This is a genomic window from Vibrio sp. Isolate24 (assembly GCF_022398215.1).
Lineage (GTDB): Bacteria > Pseudomonadota > Gammaproteobacteria > Enterobacterales > Vibrionaceae > Vibrio > Vibrio coralliilyticus_A.
Map to the genome: position 1 here is coordinate 61,369 of NZ_JAKEUU010000008.1, position 18,750 is coordinate 80,118.

The 18,750-nt window shown below is 46.9% G+C and carries 16 protein-coding genes; 7 read left to right on the top strand and 9 right to left on the bottom strand.

Features of this window, described 5'->3' with window-relative positions:
• The first annotated feature begins 3 nt into the window (after window positions 1-3).
• Complete coding sequence (ilvA, locus tag L1D23_RS19680) at window positions 4-1,551, top strand: threonine ammonia-lyase, biosynthetic (RefSeq protein WP_021456905.1); 1,548 nt, start codon at window positions 4-6, stop codon at window positions 1,549-1,551.
• A 172-nt stretch (window positions 1,552-1,723) separates the two neighbouring features.
• Complete coding sequence (locus tag L1D23_RS19685) at window positions 1,724-2,704, top strand: MDR family oxidoreductase (RefSeq protein WP_239870885.1); 981 nt, start codon at window positions 1,724-1,726, stop codon at window positions 2,702-2,704.
• A 62-nt stretch (window positions 2,705-2,766) separates the two neighbouring features.
• Here L1D23_RS19685 and L1D23_RS19690 read toward each other — a convergent pair whose 3' ends face one another.
• Together L1D23_RS19690 and L1D23_RS19695 are read right to left on the bottom strand one after the other, a co-directional pair.
• On the bottom strand, window positions 2,767-3,708 hold the full coding sequence (locus L1D23_RS19690; RefSeq protein WP_064488914.1) for a LysR family transcriptional regulator: 942 nt from the start codon (window positions 3,706-3,708) through the stop codon (window positions 2,767-2,769).
• A 157-nt stretch (window positions 3,709-3,865) separates the two neighbouring features.
• Window positions 3,866-4,051 carry a hypothetical protein gene (locus tag L1D23_RS19695; protein WP_006957487.1) on the bottom strand — a complete coding sequence of 62 codons (186 nt, stop codon included), beginning with the start codon at window positions 4,049-4,051 and terminating at the stop codon, window positions 3,866-3,868.
• 134 nt (window positions 4,052-4,185) lie between these two features.
• Here L1D23_RS19695 and tusA point away from each other — a divergent pair, with 134 nt between their 5' ends.
• On the top strand, window positions 4,186-4,434 hold the full coding sequence (tusA, locus tag L1D23_RS19700; protein WP_038514221.1) for a sulfurtransferase TusA: 249 nt from the start codon (window positions 4,186-4,188) through the stop codon (window positions 4,432-4,434).
• Window positions 4,435-4,488: 54 nt separating this feature from the next.
• Here tusA and L1D23_RS19705 read toward each other — a convergent pair whose 3' ends face one another.
• Together L1D23_RS19705 and L1D23_RS19710 are read right to left on the bottom strand one after the other, a co-directional pair.
• Window positions 4,489-4,749: a hypothetical protein gene (locus tag L1D23_RS19705; protein ID WP_006957484.1), complete on the bottom strand. Its 261-nt coding sequence runs from the start codon at window positions 4,747-4,749 to the stop codon at window positions 4,489-4,491.
• Between the two features lie 209 nt (window positions 4,750-4,958).
• Window positions 4,959-5,513, bottom strand: coding sequence for a TMEM165/GDT1 family protein (locus tag L1D23_RS19710; RefSeq protein ID WP_239870888.1), 555 nt, complete (start codon window positions 5,511-5,513; stop codon window positions 4,959-4,961).
• 478 nt (window positions 5,514-5,991) lie between these two features.
• Here L1D23_RS19710 and glyQ point away from each other — a divergent pair, with 478 nt between their 5' ends.
• The 3 genes from glyQ (at window position 5,992) to L1D23_RS19725 (ending at window position 10,468) form a co-directional block, all read left to right on the top strand.
• Complete coding sequence (gene glyQ, locus L1D23_RS19715; protein WP_043009582.1) at window positions 5,992-6,909, top strand: glycine--tRNA ligase subunit alpha; 918 nt, start codon at window positions 5,992-5,994, stop codon at window positions 6,907-6,909.
• 2 nt (window positions 6,910-6,911) lie between these two features.
• Window positions 6,912-8,993, top strand: a complete 2,082-nt coding sequence (glyS, locus tag L1D23_RS19720; protein WP_239870891.1) for a glycine--tRNA ligase subunit beta — start codon at window positions 6,912-6,914, stop codon at window positions 8,991-8,993.
• A 224-nt stretch (window positions 8,994-9,217) separates the two neighbouring features.
• A complete protein-coding gene (locus L1D23_RS19725) occupies window positions 9,218-10,468 on the top strand; it encodes a valine--pyruvate transaminase (protein ID WP_239870894.1) in 1,251 nt (416 codons plus the stop codon).
• A gap of 92 nt (window positions 10,469-10,560) precedes the next feature.
• Here the strand turns inward: L1D23_RS19725 and L1D23_RS19730 are convergent, their stop codons facing one another.
• The 5 genes from L1D23_RS19730 to dnaA form a co-directional block, all read right to left on the bottom strand.
• Window positions 10,561-10,995: an Hsp20 family protein gene (locus L1D23_RS19730; RefSeq protein WP_239838819.1), complete on the bottom strand. Its 435-nt coding sequence runs from the start codon at window positions 10,993-10,995 to the stop codon at window positions 10,561-10,563.
• Between the two features lie 498 nt (window positions 10,996-11,493).
• Entirely contained in the window at window positions 11,494-13,911 is a 2,418-nt protein-coding gene (gene gyrB / locus L1D23_RS19735; protein ID WP_239870897.1) for a DNA topoisomerase (ATP-hydrolyzing) subunit B, read from the bottom strand.
• A 13-nt stretch (window positions 13,912-13,924) separates the two neighbouring features.
• Entirely contained in the window at window positions 13,925-15,007 is a 1,083-nt protein-coding gene (gene recF, locus L1D23_RS19740; protein WP_239870900.1) for a DNA replication/repair protein RecF, read from the bottom strand.
• A 1-nt stretch (window position 15,008) separates the two neighbouring features.
• Window positions 15,009-16,109 (bottom strand): DNA polymerase III subunit beta, encoded by a 1,101-nt coding sequence (gene dnaN, locus L1D23_RS19745; protein WP_239838816.1) that lies wholly within the window; start codon window positions 16,107-16,109, stop codon window positions 15,009-15,011.
• A gap of 70 nt (window positions 16,110-16,179) precedes the next feature.
• Entirely contained in the window at window positions 16,180-17,586 is a 1,407-nt protein-coding gene (gene dnaA / locus L1D23_RS19750) for a chromosomal replication initiator protein DnaA (protein ID WP_029235934.1), read from the bottom strand.
• 414 nt (window positions 17,587-18,000) lie between these two features.
• Between dnaA and L1D23_RS19755 the strand changes: the two genes are divergently transcribed.
• On the top strand, window positions 18,001-18,747 hold the full coding sequence (locus tag L1D23_RS19755) for an amino acid ABC transporter substrate-binding protein (RefSeq protein WP_006957464.1): 747 nt from the start codon (window positions 18,001-18,003) through the stop codon (window positions 18,745-18,747).
• The last annotated feature ends 3 nt before the right edge of the window (window positions 18,748-18,750 follow it).

Below are 18,750 nucleotides of genomic sequence, written 5' to 3' on the forward strand. Positions count from 1 at the left end.
CTTATGTCTGATTCTCTCTTTTCAGGGAAAGCTCATCAGACTGGCGCAGACTATCTGCGTCATATCTTAAGAGCTCCGGTTTATGAAGCAGCAACAGTAACGCCTCTGCAGGAAATGCCACGCCTGAGTGAACGGATTGGCAACAAGGTGCAAATCAAGCGCGAAGACCGCCAGCCAGTTCATTCGTTCAAACTACGTGGCGCCTACAATATGGTTGCCAGTTTGTCTGAAGCGCAGAAGGCTGCTGGCGTGATTGCCGCCTCAGCGGGTAACCATGCCCAAGGTATGGCGCTTTCCGGCACTAAGCTTGGTATCAAAACCACGATTGTGATGCCAAAAACCACACCTGACATTAAGGTCGAAGCGGTTCGTGGTTTTGGCGGTCACGTGGTACTGCACGGCAATAACTTTGATGAAGCCAAAGCCGAAGCCGAGCGTTTATCTGAACAACATGGCTATACGTTTGTGCCTCCTTTTGATCACCCATTAGTGATCGCGGGCCAAGGCACCATTGGTATGGAGATGCTGCAACAGAATGGTCATCTCGATCATATCTTCGTCCCAGTTGGTGGCGGTGGTTTAGCAGCGGGTGTGGCAGTGCTGGTTAAACAACTGATGCCTGAAATCAAAGTCATTGCGGTTGAACCCGAAGATTCTGCGTGTCTTAAGGCAGCTTTAGATGCCGGTGAGCCCGTCGTTCTCGATCAGGTCAGCATGTTTGCTGATGGCGTCGCGGTAAAACGCATCGGTGAAGAAACCTTCCGCCTGTGTCAAAAATACCTTGATGGGCACATTACCGTTTCCAGCGATGAGATTTGTGCCGCAGTCAAAGACATCTTTGAAGATACGCGTGCTATCGCAGAGCCTTCTGGCGCGCTAGCATTAGCTGGTTTGAAGAAGTACGCTGAGCAAAACGAGCTTAAGAACAGCAACCTAGGTACTGTTCTGTCGGGTGCGAACACGAACTTCCACGGTCTGCGCTACGTCTCTGAGCGTTGTGAACTGGGTGAAAAACGTGAAGGCCTGCTGGCAGTCACGATTCCAGAACGCCAAGGCGCTTTCTTTGAGTTCTGTAACCTGATTGGCGGCCGAGCGGTCACTGAGTTCAACTACCGCTACAACGATGACGATCTGGCCAACATTTTTGTCGGTGTTCGTCTACAAGGTGGGCAGGAAGAGCTGGAACACATCATTCACGATCTGCGTGAAGGTGGTTACCCTGTGGTCGACTTGTCAGACGACGAAATGGCAAAACTGCACATTCGTTACATGATAGGTGGTAAACCATCGAAGCAGCTGAAGGAACGCCTATACAGCTTTGAATTCCCAGAGTACCCAGGTGCATTGCTGAAATTCCTCAGCACATTAGGTACACATTGGAACATCAGTCTGTTCAACTATCGCAATCATGGTGCCGACTATGGTCGAGTATTGTGTGGCTTTGAACTGGATGAAGCCGATTTATCGCGCTTTTCCGCCCATTTGCGAGAGCTGGGCTATCAATGCAAAGACGAAACCGACAACCCGTCGTATAAGTTTTTCCTTTCTTAATCATCAAAAAGCCAGTCACATGACTGGCTTTTTCTTTACTGCCCAATACGGCTTTCCGCAATGCACTGTATGCATGTATATAATGCTAAAGTTTCATTTTAGTCATAGTGACTTTCAGTCTACACTCAATATCAGTTTTTAAATGTTTGCTACCGCGTAGTGGAGACCATCTATGTTTAACGCACTGATTCTAAACCAAGAAGAAAAACGCACCATCGCCTCTGTAGAACAAATCGACGAAGCACAATTGCCACAAGGCGAGGTACTAATCGATGTCGATTACTCATCACTCAACTACAAAGATGGTCTGGCGATCACTGGCAAAGGTAAGATCATCCGCAGCTTCCCTATGGTACCGGGCATCGATATGGCAGGCACCGTTGCTCACTCAGATGATGATCGCTACCAAGTCGGCGATAAAGTCGTATTAACTGGCTGGGGTGTGGGCGAGAATCACTGGGGTGGCATGGCTCAACGTGCGCGCCTAAAAGCAGACTGGTTGGTACCACTGCCAAAAGGGATCGACAGCAAAAAAGCCATGATGGTTGGCACAGCTGGCTTTACTGCCATGCTGTGTGTTCAAGCGCTGATCGACGCTGGTGTCAAACCTGAGTCAGGTGAAATTCTGGTCACAGGTGCCAGTGGTGGTGTGGGTTCAGTAACGGTAACGCTATTGGCAACGCTCGGCTACAAAGTGGCGGCGGTCACTGGCCGCGTTGAACAAAATGGTCCTCTCCTAGAAAAGCTGGGCGCAAGCCGCATCATTAATCGTGTCGAGTTTGAAGAACCCGCACGCCCGCTGGAAAAACAAGTTTGGGCTGGCGCCGTTGATACCGTGGGCAGCAAAGTACTGGCTAAAGTACTGGCGCAAATGGATTACAACAGCGCAGTAGCTGCTTGTGGTCTGGCTGGTGGCTTTGACCTACCAACAACCGTGATGCCTTTTATTCTGCGTAATGTTCGCCTGCAAGGCGTAGACTCAGTGATGTGCCCAACAGAGAAGCGTATCGCCGCTTGGGAAAAGCTGGTTGAGATACTACCTGACAGCTACTTTGAGCAAGCCTGTACTGAGGTGGCTCTTGCCGATGCACCAAAGTACGCAGAAGATATCACTAACGGTCAAGTAACAGGTCGCGTTGTGATTAAGCTGTAATTCTAAGATTCAAAGTAAAAGAGCCAGCATTGCTGGCTCTTTTTGTATCGATAGAAATAGTGTTAATCCAATCCCATATCTGCGATACGTTTGGCAATCAAACGACTACACTCTTCTCTCACCACAGATCGCAGCCATTCCTGTGCTGGTGAGTGCTCGCAACGTGCATGCCAGATCATAGAATAATCAAACGGCGTGAACTGGAACGGCAAAGGTTTAACCGCCAAGTCGTAACGCTCTGCAACCAGATAAGCTAAATCCGCTGGCACCGTAATGATCAGCGGCATGGTATCCACAATGGCCAATGCCGCTTCCAGATGATAAGCCCGCAGCACCATTTTTCGTTTTGGCTGATCGACCAGAGCCTGCTCAATTAACGCTTTGACGCCATCACTGATAGCAATCATCGCATGTGGATAGGTAAGGTAGTCCTTCAAACTGAGTGACGTGTTGGCCAACGGGTGCTGTTTAGATAAGAGACATAAAACCCCTACACGCCCAAGAATTTCACTGCGCAGTGGCTCCACTGGACCAATGGGTCGGCATATGGCTAAATCCGCCCCCTCATACGTCAACTGATCAGCTAATCGGTCATGTTGCAGAGGTAGAAAATTAATCGACACATTGGGCGCTTCCTGATAAATACGCGGCAAAGCAAAGGGCAGAATAGTCTGCATCGCATAGTCAGTGGTGGCGATATTGAAGGTGTTCTCAAAGCTTTGCGGTTCAGTTTGCATCGGTGACAACACTTGGCGCAGCGACTCCAGTGGCTCTCCCAGTGCTTTGTCGACCTCGAGCGCTTTTTCGGTTGGAATCAGATGCTGACCCTGACGCGTAAACAAGGGGTCACCCAGCATGTCACGCAGCCGACCTAACACTCGACTCATCGCAGACTGGCTAAGATTAAGCCGATGTGCTGCCTTACTGACGCTGCACTCTTCGATTAAAACCCGCAACGCCACCAGCAAATTCAGATCACGGCGATAGATGTCTTCTAATTCCACAAATAGCCACTTAAAATGAAGGGTATATTTATTGAATTGTACTCTTTAGATAAAAAAAATCCCGCCTTTCAGCGGGGAAGCCCAAGAAAAATGGGGATAGTGTCGGAATGTAATTGAGCGTAGTTACAATTGAGAATGGTTGTTGGAAGTTCAACCATCAATTTTCTTGCTCTTCAGATGCGCTCGGCCAACGATGCATCTCGAGCCAAATCCCTACAACCGTCGCAACCATGCCAAGCAAAGGCATAAACGACGATTCTGCTGGTGTACGTAAAACAAGTGCGCAAAAAGAAATAAAGCACAGCACGGAATAGATGGTTAGACGATCTAAAGCTGTCAACATAAGCGCTCCTTGTTTTAAATGTTACCAACTTGTTAACTAAGTTAAAACAATTTGATCGCTTTGCCAAGGGGTTATTGAATATTTTTTCTTCACCAGTATTATCTACCCCCTATTGAGGTAACAAAGATATGACCATGACAATCAATTCAGAACAGGCGACCCAAACTTTAGAGGCAGAAGGACTGCGCTGCCCGGAGCCCGTGATGATGGTCAGGAAGACAATCCGTAACATGCAAGAGGGTGAGATTCTGCTGGTAAAAGCCGATGATCCATCCACCACACGTGACATTCCGAGCTTCTGCCGCTTTATGGATCACCAGCTGATTGCGGCTCAAACTGAAGAGCTGCCTTATCAGTACCTGATCAAGAAAGGAATGGATTAGCGTTAACGCTAAACTAATTGAAATGAAAAACGGCTGCCTGGGGCAGCCGTTTGTTTATTCGTCATATTCAATGGTGTGGACTTCAGATTGCAATTTTCTCAGCTGTTTTTGCATTGCCCGCATTTCTTCGTGCATTGGGATAATGTGCGCGACTCGAATCCAGGCTTCAACCGTCAACGCGGTCAACACAAATGAACCTGCAACAATCGGTAGCCACATGTCGGTCAGTACCATTGCCAGTAAACACAGTACCAAGCCGAAAGTGAATAGATAACTCTGACTCTTTGGGGTCATCCCCATATAACGTGTAAGCATAATGTTGCCCTCTCGCTATACTCTAGGTGTTTGAAGAACAAACAGAATTCCTCAGACCTTGAGTAACATCATTCACACCGTTAAGTTAGCATGACAAGTATGACACTAATATGTCAGCGATCACGCCCTTACACGAATTTAGCACAGAGTTTGATCTATCGCATTTCTCCACCAAATATCCGATTTTTACCACACTTTAGCGACATTTTTTACAAAAACGCGGTACCAACCGCCAAAGCGATAAATAGCAGAGCCGTCACCTTACGAATCAGGTTGAGCGGCATCTTATCGGCCGACAATTTACCAATTAAAACCACAGGAACATTGGCTGCCAGCATACCCAGCGTAGTACCTATAATCACAAACGTCAGCGCATCAGCAAACTGAGCTCCTAAGATAGAGGTGGCAATCTGAGTTTTATCACCAATTTCAGCGATAAAGAACGCGATAAAGCTGGCGACAAACGGCCCTCGGTTGGAAATTTCATCGTCATCATCCAACTTATCTGGAATCAGCACCCAACCCGCCATAGCGAGAAAACTTGCCACCACGACCCACTTAAGCACCTCTGGTGATAAATAGTCGGCCACAACCACACCTAACCAAGCCGCAAGGGCATGATTGGCAATAGTAGCGAAGAAAATAGCGGCGATAATCGGTATCGGTTTTCGATAACGACTGGCCAACAGTAAAGACAATAGCTGGGTTTTGTCACCAATTTCGGCTAAAGCGACAGTGGTAATTGAAATAGCTAAAACGCTCACGACATGCTCATTGAGGCAGGGATAATTATTTTAAACCTAAGACAAACCTCGTGCCCCACCCCGGTTCACGATGTTTATCTAAGGTCTTGCTAAACCCATCAGGCGATGAGTCTCGAGCGCCATGGTGATTGTGCACCAATTATGTTGACGAACGAACCAAACAATCAGGCTGATTGTGTTGGTAAGCTACTCCCCAAAGATGGGCGCAATTCTATCCAGCTCTATGTCATTTCTCAAGTAACAAAGTGGTCAAAAACTTCCTTTTAGGAAAATTTGGACGAATAAGCCATTAAAAATCCATTAAAGGAGAATTCTGACTAGGAATTAATCAAGATTAGCCCTACTCCCCTACGCAATATCTGGGTATACTTGATTGTTATTTTCATTATATTAATGTGCTGAAAGTGATAGAAATCGTCATGACTACGGCGAACATTTGATCAATAACAGCAACAGAAGAATCGCGCGAACCTGACTTATGCAAAAATACGATATCAAAACCTTCCAGGGAATGATCCTCGCGCTGCAGGATTATTGGGCTCAAAATGGTTGTACCATTGTTCAACCGCTAGATATGGAAGTGGGTGCGGGTACCTCTCACCCAATGACTTGTCTACGAGCGCTTGGCCCAGAGCCAATGTCTACAGCTTACGTACAACCTTCACGTCGTCCTACCGATGGCCGTTATGGTGAAAACCCTAACCGTCTTCAGCACTACTACCAATTCCAAGTAGCGCTAAAACCATCGCCAGACAATATTCAGGAGCTGTACCTAGGTTCTCTAGAAGTACTTGGTGTCGATCCTCTGGTTCACGACATTCGTTTCGTCGAGGATAACTGGGAAAACCCAACATTAGGCGCATGGGGCCTAGGCTGGGAAGTGTGGCTAAACGGCATGGAAGTGACTCAGTTTACGTACTTCCAGCAGGTTGGCGGCCTTGAATGTAAGCCAGTAACCGGTGAAATCACTTACGGTATCGAGCGTCTCGCTATGTACATCCAAGAAGTAGACTCGGTTTACGATCTCGTATGGAACATCGCACCAGACGGCAGCAAAGTCACTTACGGTGACATTTTCCACCAGAACGAAGTGGAACAGTCAACTTACAACTTCGAGCACGCAGACGTCGATTTCCTATTCACCTTCTTCGACCAATGTGAAAAAGAAACCAAAGAGCTACTTGAGCTTGAGAAGCCACTGCCGCTTCCAGCTTACGAGCGCATTCTTAAAGCGGGTCATGCATTCAACATTCTTGATGCACGCAAAGCTATCTCGGTAACAGAACGCCAGCGTTACATCCTTCGTATCCGCAACCTGACTAAATCGGTTGCAGAAGCGTACTACGCATCACGTGAAGCTCTTGGCTTCCCAATGTGCCGCAACGAGGAGAAGTAATCATGGCAAAAGAATTTCTAATTGAACTGGGTACGGAAGAGCTACCACCAACGCAACTTCGCACTCTAGCGGAAGCGTTCGCAGCAAACTTCGAAGCGGAGCTTAAAGGCGCAGACCTAGCACACGAAGGCGTGAAATGGTACGCCGCTCCTCGTCGTCTAGCACTTAAAGTTACTGCATTGGCTGAAGGCCAAGCAGACAAAGTGGTAGAGAAACGTGGACCAGCAGTTTCTGTCGCATTCGATGCGGACGGTAACGCGACGAAAGCCGCTCAGGGTTGGGCGCGTGGTAACGGCATCACAGTTGAGCAAGCTGACCGTCTAGTAACAGACAAAGGCGAATGGCTTCTTTTCAAACAGGAAGTGAAAGGCCAAGCAACGTCTGAAATCGTTGTCGACCTAGCAGCTAAAGCACTGGGCAACCTGCCTATCGCTAAGCCAATGCGTTGGGGTAACAAGACTACTCAGTTTATCCGCCCAGTTAAAACACTGACTATGCTGATGGGCTCTGACCTTATCGAAGGTGAAATCCTAGGCGTAGCATCAGATCGCACTATCCGTGGTCACCGCTTCATGGGTGAGCAAGAATTCACGATTGAATCTGCAGAGCAATACCCAGCGATCCTAGAAGAGCGCGGTAAAGTGATGGCAGATTACGAAGCGCGTAAAGCCATCATCCTTGCAGATTCACAAAAAGCAGCGGCTGCCGTTGGCGGTGTTGCTGATCTCGAAGATGACCTAGTTGAAGAAGTGACTTCTTTGGTTGAATGGCCAGTGGTACTGACGGCGAAGTTCGAAGAAGAGTTCCTAAAGGTGCCTTCTGAAGCGCTGGTTTACACAATGAAAGGTGACCAGAAGTACTTCCCCGTCTATTCACACGAGAACGGTGACGCAAACAAGAAGCTACTACCAAACTTCATCTTTGTTTCTAACATCGAATCGAAAGAACCTCGTTATGTTATCGAAGGTAACGAGAAGGTAGTACGTCCACGTCTAGCGGATGCAGAGTTCTTCTTTAACACTGACCGTAAGCGTCCTCTTATCGACCGCCTGCCTGAACTAGAGCAAGCGATCTTCCAGAAGCAGCTTGGTACTATCAAAGACAAGACAGACCGCATCACAGAGCTTGCTGGCTACATCGCTGAGCAAATCGACGCTGACGTTGAGAAATCTAAGCGCGCAGGCCTACTGGCTAAGTGTGACCTAATGACATCTATGGTATTCGAATTTACCGATACTCAAGGTGTAATGGGCATGCACTATGCGACTCACGATGGTGAAGACGAGCAAGTTGCACTGGCACTTTACGAGCAGTACATGCCTCGTTTCGCCGGTGACGAACTGCCAAGCACTGGTATCTCATCTGCGGTAGCAATGGCTGACAAGCTAGATACGATCGTTGGTATCTTCGGTATTGGCCAAGCGCCTAAGGGTTCTGACCCATTCGCACTTCGCCGTGCATCACTAGGTGTGCTTCGTATCATCGTAGAAAACGGCTACAACCTAGACCTAACAGATTTAATTGCTAAGGCAAAATCTCTGTTTGGTGACCGTTTGACCAACGACAACGTAGAAGCTGATGTTATCGACTTTATGCTAGGTCGTTTCCGCGCATGGTACCAAGATGCAGGTTTCAGCGTGGATATCATCCAAGCGGTACTGGCGAATCGTCCAACTAAGCCAGCTGACTTTGACCAACGTGTTAAAGCGGTTTCTCACTTCCGTGAACTGGAAGCGGCGGAAGCACTTGCTGCGGCGAACAAACGTGTAGGCAACATCCTAGCCAAGTTCGATGGTGAGCTAGCAGCAGACATCGATCTATCACTTCTACAAGAAGACGCAGAGAAAGCACTGGCAGAAAGCGTTGAAGTAATGACAGAAGCGCTAGAGCCAGCGTTCGCAACAGGTAACTACCAACAAGCGCTAAGCAAGCTTGCAGACCTGCGTGAGCCTGTTGATGCGTTTTTCGATAACGTCATGGTCATGGCTGATGACGAAGCGCTTAAGAAGAACCGTCTAACGCTACTAAACAACTTGCGTAACCTGTTCCTACAGATCGCGGATATTTCACTTCTACAGAAGTAATATCTCGAACAATATAGGTTCTACGAAGCCCAACTCCTCGGAGTTGGGCTTTGTTTTTATCAGTGACGGAATTTTGTGCTTTGCCTCGTAATCACATTAAGGTATGTTCAGGGATTACCCTATTATCCATAGACCACAACGCTCAAGGTGAGTCGTGGAATTACTAGCTTCGACTAGTAACTATTACACTTAAAGCAATCACAATGAATTAGGTATAACTACAAATGCAATTCTCTAAGTTTGGTGAAAAATTCAATCAGTATTCCGGTATCACGCGTTTAATGGATGACTTAAACGACGGCCTACGCACGCCAGGTGCGATCATGCTCGGAGGTGGTAACCCAGCCGCTATTCCAGCCATGCTTGAATACTTTCGCCAAGCCAGTGAGGAGATGCTCGCCAACGGGGACCTCGTAGCCGCCATGGCCAACTATGATGGCCCGCAAGGCAAAGACGCGTTTGTAAAAGCTCTGGCTAAGTTATTAAAAGACACTTATGGTTGGAACATATCAGAAAAAAACATCAGCTTGACCAACGGCAGTCAGAGCGGCTTCTTTTATCTGTTCAACCTGCTGGCGGGTCAGCAGCCAGATGGCTCGCATAAGAAAATCTTGCTGCCTTTAGCGCCTGAATACATTGGCTACGGCGATGCAGGCGTTGATGAAGATATTTTTGTCTCCTACCACCCAGAAATTGAAATGCTCGACAATGGCCTGTTTAAATACCACGTTGATTTCGAACAGCTCAAAGTCGATGACTCGGTTGCCGCCATTTGTGCATCACGGCCAACCAACCCAACCGGCAACGTGCTCACTGATGAAGAGATCCATAAGCTGGATAAACTGGCGCGTGAAAATAACATTCCGCTCATCATCGACAATGCCTATGGTCTGCCATTCCCGAATATCATCTTTGAAGATGTTCAGCCGTTCTGGAACGAAAACACCATCCTTTGTATGAGCCTGTCTAAACTCGGCCTTCCGGGTGTACGTTGCGGGATAGTGATTGCAAGTGAAGAAGTGACTCAGGCCATGACCAATATGAATGGCATCATCAGTTTGGCTCCTGGAAGCCTGGGCCCTGCGTTGGGTCACCATATGATTAAGAATGATGACCTGCTAAATCTCAGCACCAATGTTATCAAGCCGTTTTATAAGCAAAAATCTCAGCGAGCTGTCGAACTTCTACAAACTGCCATCACAGACTCACGTTTTCGCATTCACAAACCAGAAGGAGCGATCTTCCTATGGCTTTGGTTTGATGAGCTGCCAATCACCACTATGGAGCTTTACCAAAGGCTGAAAGCACGCGGCGTATTAATCGTACCAGGTGAGTACTTCTTTATTGGTCAGAAAGACGACTGGGAGCACGCACACCAGTGCCTGCGCATGAACTACGTTCAAGAAGACGACATGATGCAGAAAGGCATCAAGATTATTGCTGAAGAAGTCGAGAAAGCGTATCAGGAAGCCTAAGTAACGGCTTCGGTTAGATCAAAAAAGAGCACCTAGATGGTGCTCTTTCACTCTAACTTTCAACACATACGCTCATCGGAGCGATAGATATTTTAGCCTTCTAACAGTTTACTCCCATTAATGGAAATTTTGCGTGGTTGCATCGCTTCTGGGATTTCGCGTTCTAGGTCAATGTGTAGCAGACCATTTTCCATGCTTGCACCGACAACTTTTACATAGTCTGCTAGCTGGAATTTACGCTCGAAATCGCGCTCTGCGATACCTTGATACACGTATTGCTTCTCTTCTTCTGTTTTACGTTCACCCTTAACGATCAGCATGTTCTCTTTTTGAGTCAGATCGAGCTGTTCTTCAGCGAAACCTGCCACCGCCATGGTAATACGGTAGTGATTCTCATCTTTTTGCTCGATGTTGTAAGGAGGGTAACCGCCAGAAGAATTTTTCGATGTATTCGCTTCCATCATGTTGAATAGACGATCGAAGCCGATTGCGTTGCGGTAAAGTGGAGTGAAATCTACAGTTCTCATAATGCTATCCTTTTAGTAAGCAATAGTCTTAGCCGTGAGTTCGCTCGGTTCGATTTTGTATTCGAGCCTTGCCGACTAAGGGATTCATCCACTACTCCTCGGGTTTTATTAACTCTGGGAGCTAGTGTCGAATCAAGTTCAATGGTGTGCCTCTAAGATCATCCTCTCCTGAGCGATACCTTATCAGCGGTTAGTGAAGTTCTGTTTCTTCTCTCGGGAGCAAGACAGCTTTCCTCTTCACAACTAGATATGTGGATTGAGCAAAGTAGTTTCAAGGAATTATTTTCAATTATTTCGCCAAACCAATATTTTTCAATACCTTACAGGCATAAAAAAGCACCACCAATAGGCAGTGCTTTAAATACAATGAAGCTATCAATTTAATTGCTTCGAGGCTAAGTTAGTTCGCATTAGTTCAAGTGAGGCGCACGCAGCATACAAGTGTATGTGAGTACGCCGAACGCAGAAATTATGCGAAATAACGACGCATCGTAGTGATTAAACGTCTAGGTTTGCTACTTTCAGCGCATTCTCTTCGATAAAGTTACGACGAGGTTCCACTTGGTCACCCATTAATGTCGTAAATAGTTGGTCTGCACCTACTGCATCTTCAATCGTTACCTGCATCATACGGCGCGTTTCTGGGTCCATTGTGGTTTCCCAAAGCTGCTCAGGGTTCATCTCTCCCAGACCTTTGTAGCGCTGTAGGCTTAGACCACGACGAGACTCTTTGATAAGCCACTCAAGCGCATCAACAAAGCTTGTTACTGGTTGAGTACGTTCACCACGCTTGATATAAGCACCTTCCTCGAGAAGACCATTAAGCGCTTCAGATAGATCGGCCAGTTTGCCATATTCTTTCGAATTAATCAGATCAATACTTAGTGCATACTCATGCGTCACACCATGAGTGCGTACGACAATCTTTGGTAGGTTTAAACCAAGCTCTGCATGTTGTTCAACTTCAAAGTTGTACTGACTTGCGCCCACTTCTTTTGCGTTTAACTGCTCAACAAGCTGCTTAGTCCACGCTTCTACTGCTGCCGCATCGTGGCACTGCTCTGCTGTTAGGCGAGGCGTATAGATGAGTTCATGCACTAGCGCACGCGGATAACGACGACTCATGCGATCCACCAGCTTAATACCCGCATTATACTGCTGAACCAACTTTTCTAACGCTTCACCTGCTAGCGCTGGCGCTTCTGCATTTACGTGCAAAGATGCGTTATCAAGTGCTAAGGACACTTGGTATTGGTTCATTGCATCTTCATCTTTGATGTACTGCTCTTGTTTGCCTTTCTTCACTTTGTAAAGTGGCGGCTGAGCGATGTATACGTAGCCACGCTCGATCAGCTCAGGCATTTGACGGTAGAAGAAGGTCAACAGTAACGTACGAATATGTGAACCATCGACATCGGCATCGGTCATGATGATGATGTTGTGGTAGCGTAATTTATCTGGATTGTACTCGTCACGGCCGATACCACAGCCAAGTGCGGTGATAAGCGTCGCTACTTCTTGCGAAGACAACATCTTATCGAAGCGTGCTTTCTCTACGTTGAGGATTTTACCTTTCAGTGGAAGAATCGCTTGGTTCTTACGGTTACGGCCTTGTTTTGCGGAGCCGCCTGCCGAGTCACCCTCCACTATGTACAGTTCAGAGAGCGCAGGATCTTTTTCCTGACAGTCAGCCAGTTTACCTGGCAGGCCTGCTAGATCTAGCGCGCCTTTACGACGAGTCATCTCACGCGCTTTACGTGCGGCATCACGAGCGCGCGCAGCATCAATGATTTTAGTACACACCGTTTTCGCTTCTGCTGGGTGTTCGATTAAAAACTCAGACAGTTTTTCACCCATTGCAGATTCAACCGCAGATTTCACTTCAGAAGAAACCAGTTTGTCTTTGGTTTGGCTTGAGAATTTAGGATCTGGCACCTTGACAGAAATAACTGCAGTTAGACCTTCACGCGCATCATCACCTGAAGTGGCGGTTTTTGCTTTTTTCGAGAAGCCTTCTTTGTCCATGAACGAGTTCAGTGTACGTGTTAACGCCGCACGGAAACCTGCTAGGTGCGTACCACCATCACGCTGAGGGATGTTGTTAGTGAAACAGTAGATGTTTTCTTGGTAGCCATCGTTCCACTGCATAGCCACTTCGACGGCAATACCATCTTCACGTTCAGCGTTGAAGTGGAATACTTTCTCAATAATCGGCGTTTTGTTAGTGTTTAAGTGATCAACAAACGCCTGAATACCACCTTCGTACATGAAGTGATCTTGTTTGTCTTCTTCACGCTCATCGCGCAACTTGATAGACACACCCGAGTTTAGGAAAGAAAGCTCACGTAGACGCTTAGCCAGAATGTCGTAATGGAATTCTGTGTTTGAGAAGGTTTCTTCACTAGGCCAGAAACGAATCTCTGTTCCTGTTTTGTCCGTTTCACCAATAACAGCAAGTGGCGCTTGCGGTTCACCATGATGATAGGTTTGCGTATGGATTTGGCCACCGCGGTGAATGGTCAGAGTCACTTGTTTGGATAATGCGTTGACTACCGATACACCAACACCATGCAGACCGCCTGATACCTTGTAAGAGTTATCATCAAACTTACCACCAGCGTGAAGTACCGTCATGATCACTTCGGCTGCTGATACATTCTCTTCTGGGTGCATTTCGGTCGGGATACCACGACCGTCATCGCGAACGGATACTGAACTGTCCTCATGAATAGTCACAACGATGTCTTTACAGTGACCCGCTAACGCTTCATCAATTGAGTTATCCACCACCTCGAAAACCATGTGGTGCAGACCGGTACCATCATCCGTGTCGCCGATGTACATACCAGGACGCTTACGTACCGCGTCCAGACCTTTTAGTACTTTAATACTCGATGAATCGTAATTTTCAGACATGAGTTATCTTCCACTATATATTTTGCTCTATTGTGCCATGTTCCACATGGAACATCTTACCATTTTCATCTGCCATATCAGCAATTTGGCTTTGCGTAATAGAACTTACAAAAACTTGTGCCCTCGTCTCTTTTAAGCAATCTGCAAGACGCTCACGACGTTGGCTATCTAATTCCGATGCAAAGTCATCAATTAAGTAAATACACTGCTTACCTGTTACTTTGGTCAAGTGCTGTCCCTGTGCAACTCGCAAGGCACAGACCATCAATTTAAGTTGGCCACGAGACAACACATCCTCAACAGGTGTACCATTTACTTTGATTTTTAAATCTGCCTTATTTGGGCCACTAAAGGTGTACCCCAGAGCCTGATCCCGTTCAAAATTCTTCTCAAGAATGTCTTGATAAGGGGTCTCTTTGTCCCAGCCTCGGTAGTACTTCAGCTGGATATCAAATTCGGGGAGAAATGTCTGACAGATTTCCTTGGCTTTCTCGGTCATCTGCTCGACATATGTGGCTCGCCACTGGCTGATGTTGTCAGCCAAACTTGCCATCTCCTGATCCCAATACGACAGCTCACGATAGCTGGTGGCTGTTTTTAACAACGCGTTGCGCTGCTTGTTCAGACGCTTAAACCGCCCCCAAGCATCATAGAAAGCCGACTCGGTGTGAAACACGCCCCAGTCGATAAATGCCCGACGATGCTTTGGGCCGTCCGTCAGTAAATCAAACCCTTCCGGATGAATCAATTGCAGTGGCAGAACCTGCGCCAATTGAGCCAGTTTTTGTCCGGATTGACCGCCTATTTTAACCTCTGTTGAGCCATCACGCTGCTTATTAATGCCAATTGGTAGCTCAAATTGATCCGAGTTCAAAAAACGACCGTGGACAAACAGCTCATCACAGCCATTTTGGATAACACGACCAGTCAAAGAGCTTTTAAACGAGCGACCATGCCCCAGCAAATAGATGGCTTCCAGAACACTGGTTTTACCACTACCATTGGGCCCAATAAGAAAGTTAAAGCCTGCAGACAGGTTAATGTCACAGGCTTCAATGTTTCTAAATTGCTTAATGATAAGACGAGAAAGCGGCATGCTAGAGTCGAATTGGCATCACCACGTACATCGCGCTGTCGTCATCGACATTTTCGATCATAGCGCTGGCATTGGCATCCGACATAGAGATACGAACTTTGTTACAGCGAAGCGTGTTGAGCACATCCAGTACATAGCTGACGTTAAAACCAATCTCAATCGGTTCACCCTCAAAGCTCACATCCAGCATCTCTTCTGCTTCTTCCTGCTCCGGGTTATTGGCGGTAATACGCATTTCAGTATCCGCTAAGTTGACGCGTACCCCACGGAATTTTTCATTCGACAAGATAGCAGCACGCGAGAACGCCTGACGCAGCTCATCACATTCCGCTTCCAGGGTTTTGGTCGTTGATTGCGGCATCACACGGCGATAATCCGGGAAACGGCCATCCACCAGTTTAGAGGTGAAGACAAAGTTGTTTACTTCTGCACGCACGTTTGAGCTGCCTATTTGCAATGTCACCGGTTGCTCAGGCGCATCCAACAACTTAACCAACTCCAATACCCCTTTACGTGGCACAATGATTTGCTGCTGAGCAAACTCCGACCCAAGTTGAGCCTGAGAGACAGCCATACGGTGTCCATCAGTGGCAACACTGCGTAGTGTCGTACCATCAATTTCAAACAACATACCGTTGAGATAGTAACGTACATCCTGATTGGCCATCGAGAATTGAGTTTTCTCAATCAATCCGCGCAACTCACCTTGCGTTAGTGAAACTTCAACTTCACTCTGCCAATCTTCAATGTTCGGGAAATCATTGGCAGGTAAGGTCGAGAGTGAGAACCGACTACGTCCAGAACGAACTTGAACACGATCGCCTTCAAGAACAAAGGTAATGACCGAATCGTCAGGTAATCCACGGCAGATATCTAAAAATTTACGTGAGGGAACTGTCACACTGCCCGCTTCAAAATCGCCTTCTAAAGCGACACGGCTGATAAGCTCGACTTCCAGATCTGTTGCCGTCATTGACAGCATATTGTCTTCAACTTTCAGTAACAGGTTGCCCAGAATAGGAAGAGTTGGACGACCACCTAATGCGCCAGACACTTGCTGCAGCGGTTTAAGTAAGTGGTTACGTTCAATGGAAAATTTCATAGTACGCTCTTATCAGAATTCGTTTAGCTTAATACGGTATTATTCTATTTAATGCTTAGAATACTGTGATTTATGAAGAAAGGGTACGAATCAGGTTAGAATAATCTTCCTTGATGTCATGGCTCTCTTCGCGCAATTGTTCAATCTTACGACAAGCATGAAGAACAGTAGTATGGTCTCGACCACCAAAAGCATCACCAATTTCAGGCAAGCTGTGGTTGGTCAGCTCTTTAGCTAACGCCATCGCTAGCTGACGCGGACGCGCAACCGAGCGCGAGCGGCGCTTAGACAGCAAATCGGCAACTTTAATCTTATAGTATTCCGCCACCGTCTTTTGAATATTATCGATCGTCACCAACTTTTCTTGCAGAGCCAGCAAGTCACGCAGAGCTTCACGGACAAAGTCGATAGTAATTGGGCGACCAGTAAAGTTGGCATTGGCAATCACGCGGTTCAACGCGCCTTCCAGCTCACGAACATTCGAGCGCAGTCGCTTGGCGATAAAAAACGCCACTTCATCGGCAAGGTGGATTTGGTGATCTTCGGCTTTTTTCATCAAGATCGCGACACGGGTTTCCAACTCAGGCGGTTCGATCGCCACAGTTAACCCCCAACCAAAGCGGGATTTTAAGCGATCCTCTACGCCACTGATCTCTTTTGGATAGCGGTCTGAGGTTAAAATGATCTGTTGATTGCCTTCTAAAAGCGCATTGAAGGTATGGAAAAACTCTTCCTGAGAGCGCTCTTTATTGGCAAAGAATTGGATGTCATCGATCAGCAAAGCGTCAACACTGCGGTAGTAACGTTTAAACTCTTCAATCGCGTTGTTTTGCAGCGCTTTTACCATATCCTGAACGAATCGTTCAGAGTGCATGTAGACCACTTTAGCATTCGGCTTGTTATCCACAATCGCATTGCCCACCGCGTGCAACAAATGCGTTTTACCTAGACCCGTACCGCCATATAAGAATAAGGGGTTGTATGCTGCGCCTGGATTGTCAGCAACCTGACGAGCTGCCGCTAAACCGAGTTGGTTGGATTTACCTTCAACGAAGTTGTTGAACTTGTGCTTGATGTTGACATTTGAGCGGTGGTTGATTTCCGCCACCTGCTGCTCATCATCATCCCAAGTTTTATGCACAGGCTTACGCGCTTGAAGCTGAGCAGGTGCCGAAGACTCTGCCGCAACATCAGCGGGCGTGCGCTTCGGCGCAGGCTTAGGGGCAGAAACAGGACGGCTCCCCACTTCAAAACGTAAACTCGGAATATCGTTACCACAGTATTCCTGCAACAAACGATTAATGCTGTTGAGGTAGCGGTCGCGAACCCAATCCATAACAAAACGGTTAGGTGCGAACAAAGTGAGAGTATTGTCATTGAGCTCCGCTTGTAACGGACGTACCCACATACTGAATTCTGTAGCTGGTAGCTCTTCTTGAAGCTGCTGCATACATTGCAACCAAAGCGAAGATGACACGGTGCCCCCACTCAAAGTTAATGATCGAAAAAGATTGGCAATTTTACCTGTTGATAACCAAGATCGCCAGCAAATGATCGACGATCCAGTGAATAAGATCTAAGTTATTCACAATATTTTCGTCATTATTCTCGGGATCAACACAAGCTGCCCTATTCTTACTCACATAATGATCCACATTTGAGCCATTTCTCACAGATCCATCATCTGGTGATAAGTCTGTGAATCAAGCTTTCGCAAGATGTGGTTTTATTCCGATCTCTGCTTTGGATTGTTTGCAGTGCTTGACATGAAACTGCCCACTTTTGCTACGAGAGCTTATTCCACAGACGTCTAGGATATTGCTCTTGGTTATTTATCTAATTAACTAAAGTGACAGTAGTATTTGTGCCTATAAAATTATGGAGTTGTACTATGAAAAACTGGATTAAAGCTGCAGTTGCAGCAATTGCGCTTTCTGCTGCGACGGTTCAAGCCGCGACTGAAGTTAAAGTCGGTATGTCTGGCCGCTACTTCCCATTCACTTTCGTTCAGCAAGACAAGCTGCAAGGCTTCGAAGTGGACCTATGGGATGAAATTGGTAAGCGTAACGATTACAAAGTGGAATACGTTACGGCAAACTTTTCTGGTTTGTTTGGTCTGCTAGAGACAGGTCGTATTGATACGATTTCAAACCAGATCACCATGACGGATGCACGTAAAGCCAAATACCTTTTTGCTGACCCATACGTTGTTGATGGTGCGCAGATCACTGTTCGTAAAGGCAATGACAGCATCCAAGGCATTAAGGATCTTGAAGGCAAAACGGTGGCGGTTAACCTAGGTTCAAACTTTGAGCAGTTGCTACGCAACTACGACAAAGACGGCAAGATCAACATCAAGACTTACGATACTGGTATCGAACACGATGTGGCACTTGGTCGTGCAGACGCGTTTGTTATGGACCGTTTATCGGCACTTGAGCTGATCAAAAAAACCGGTCTACCACTGCAACTTGCTGGCGAACCGTTTGAGACGATTCAAAACGCTTGGCCTTTCGTTGACAATGACAACGGCAAAAAGCTTCAGGCTGAAGTAAATAAAGCGCTGGCTGAAATGCGTGCTGACGGTACACTGGAGAAAATTTCTCAGAAATGGTTTGGTGCTGATATCACTAAATAACCA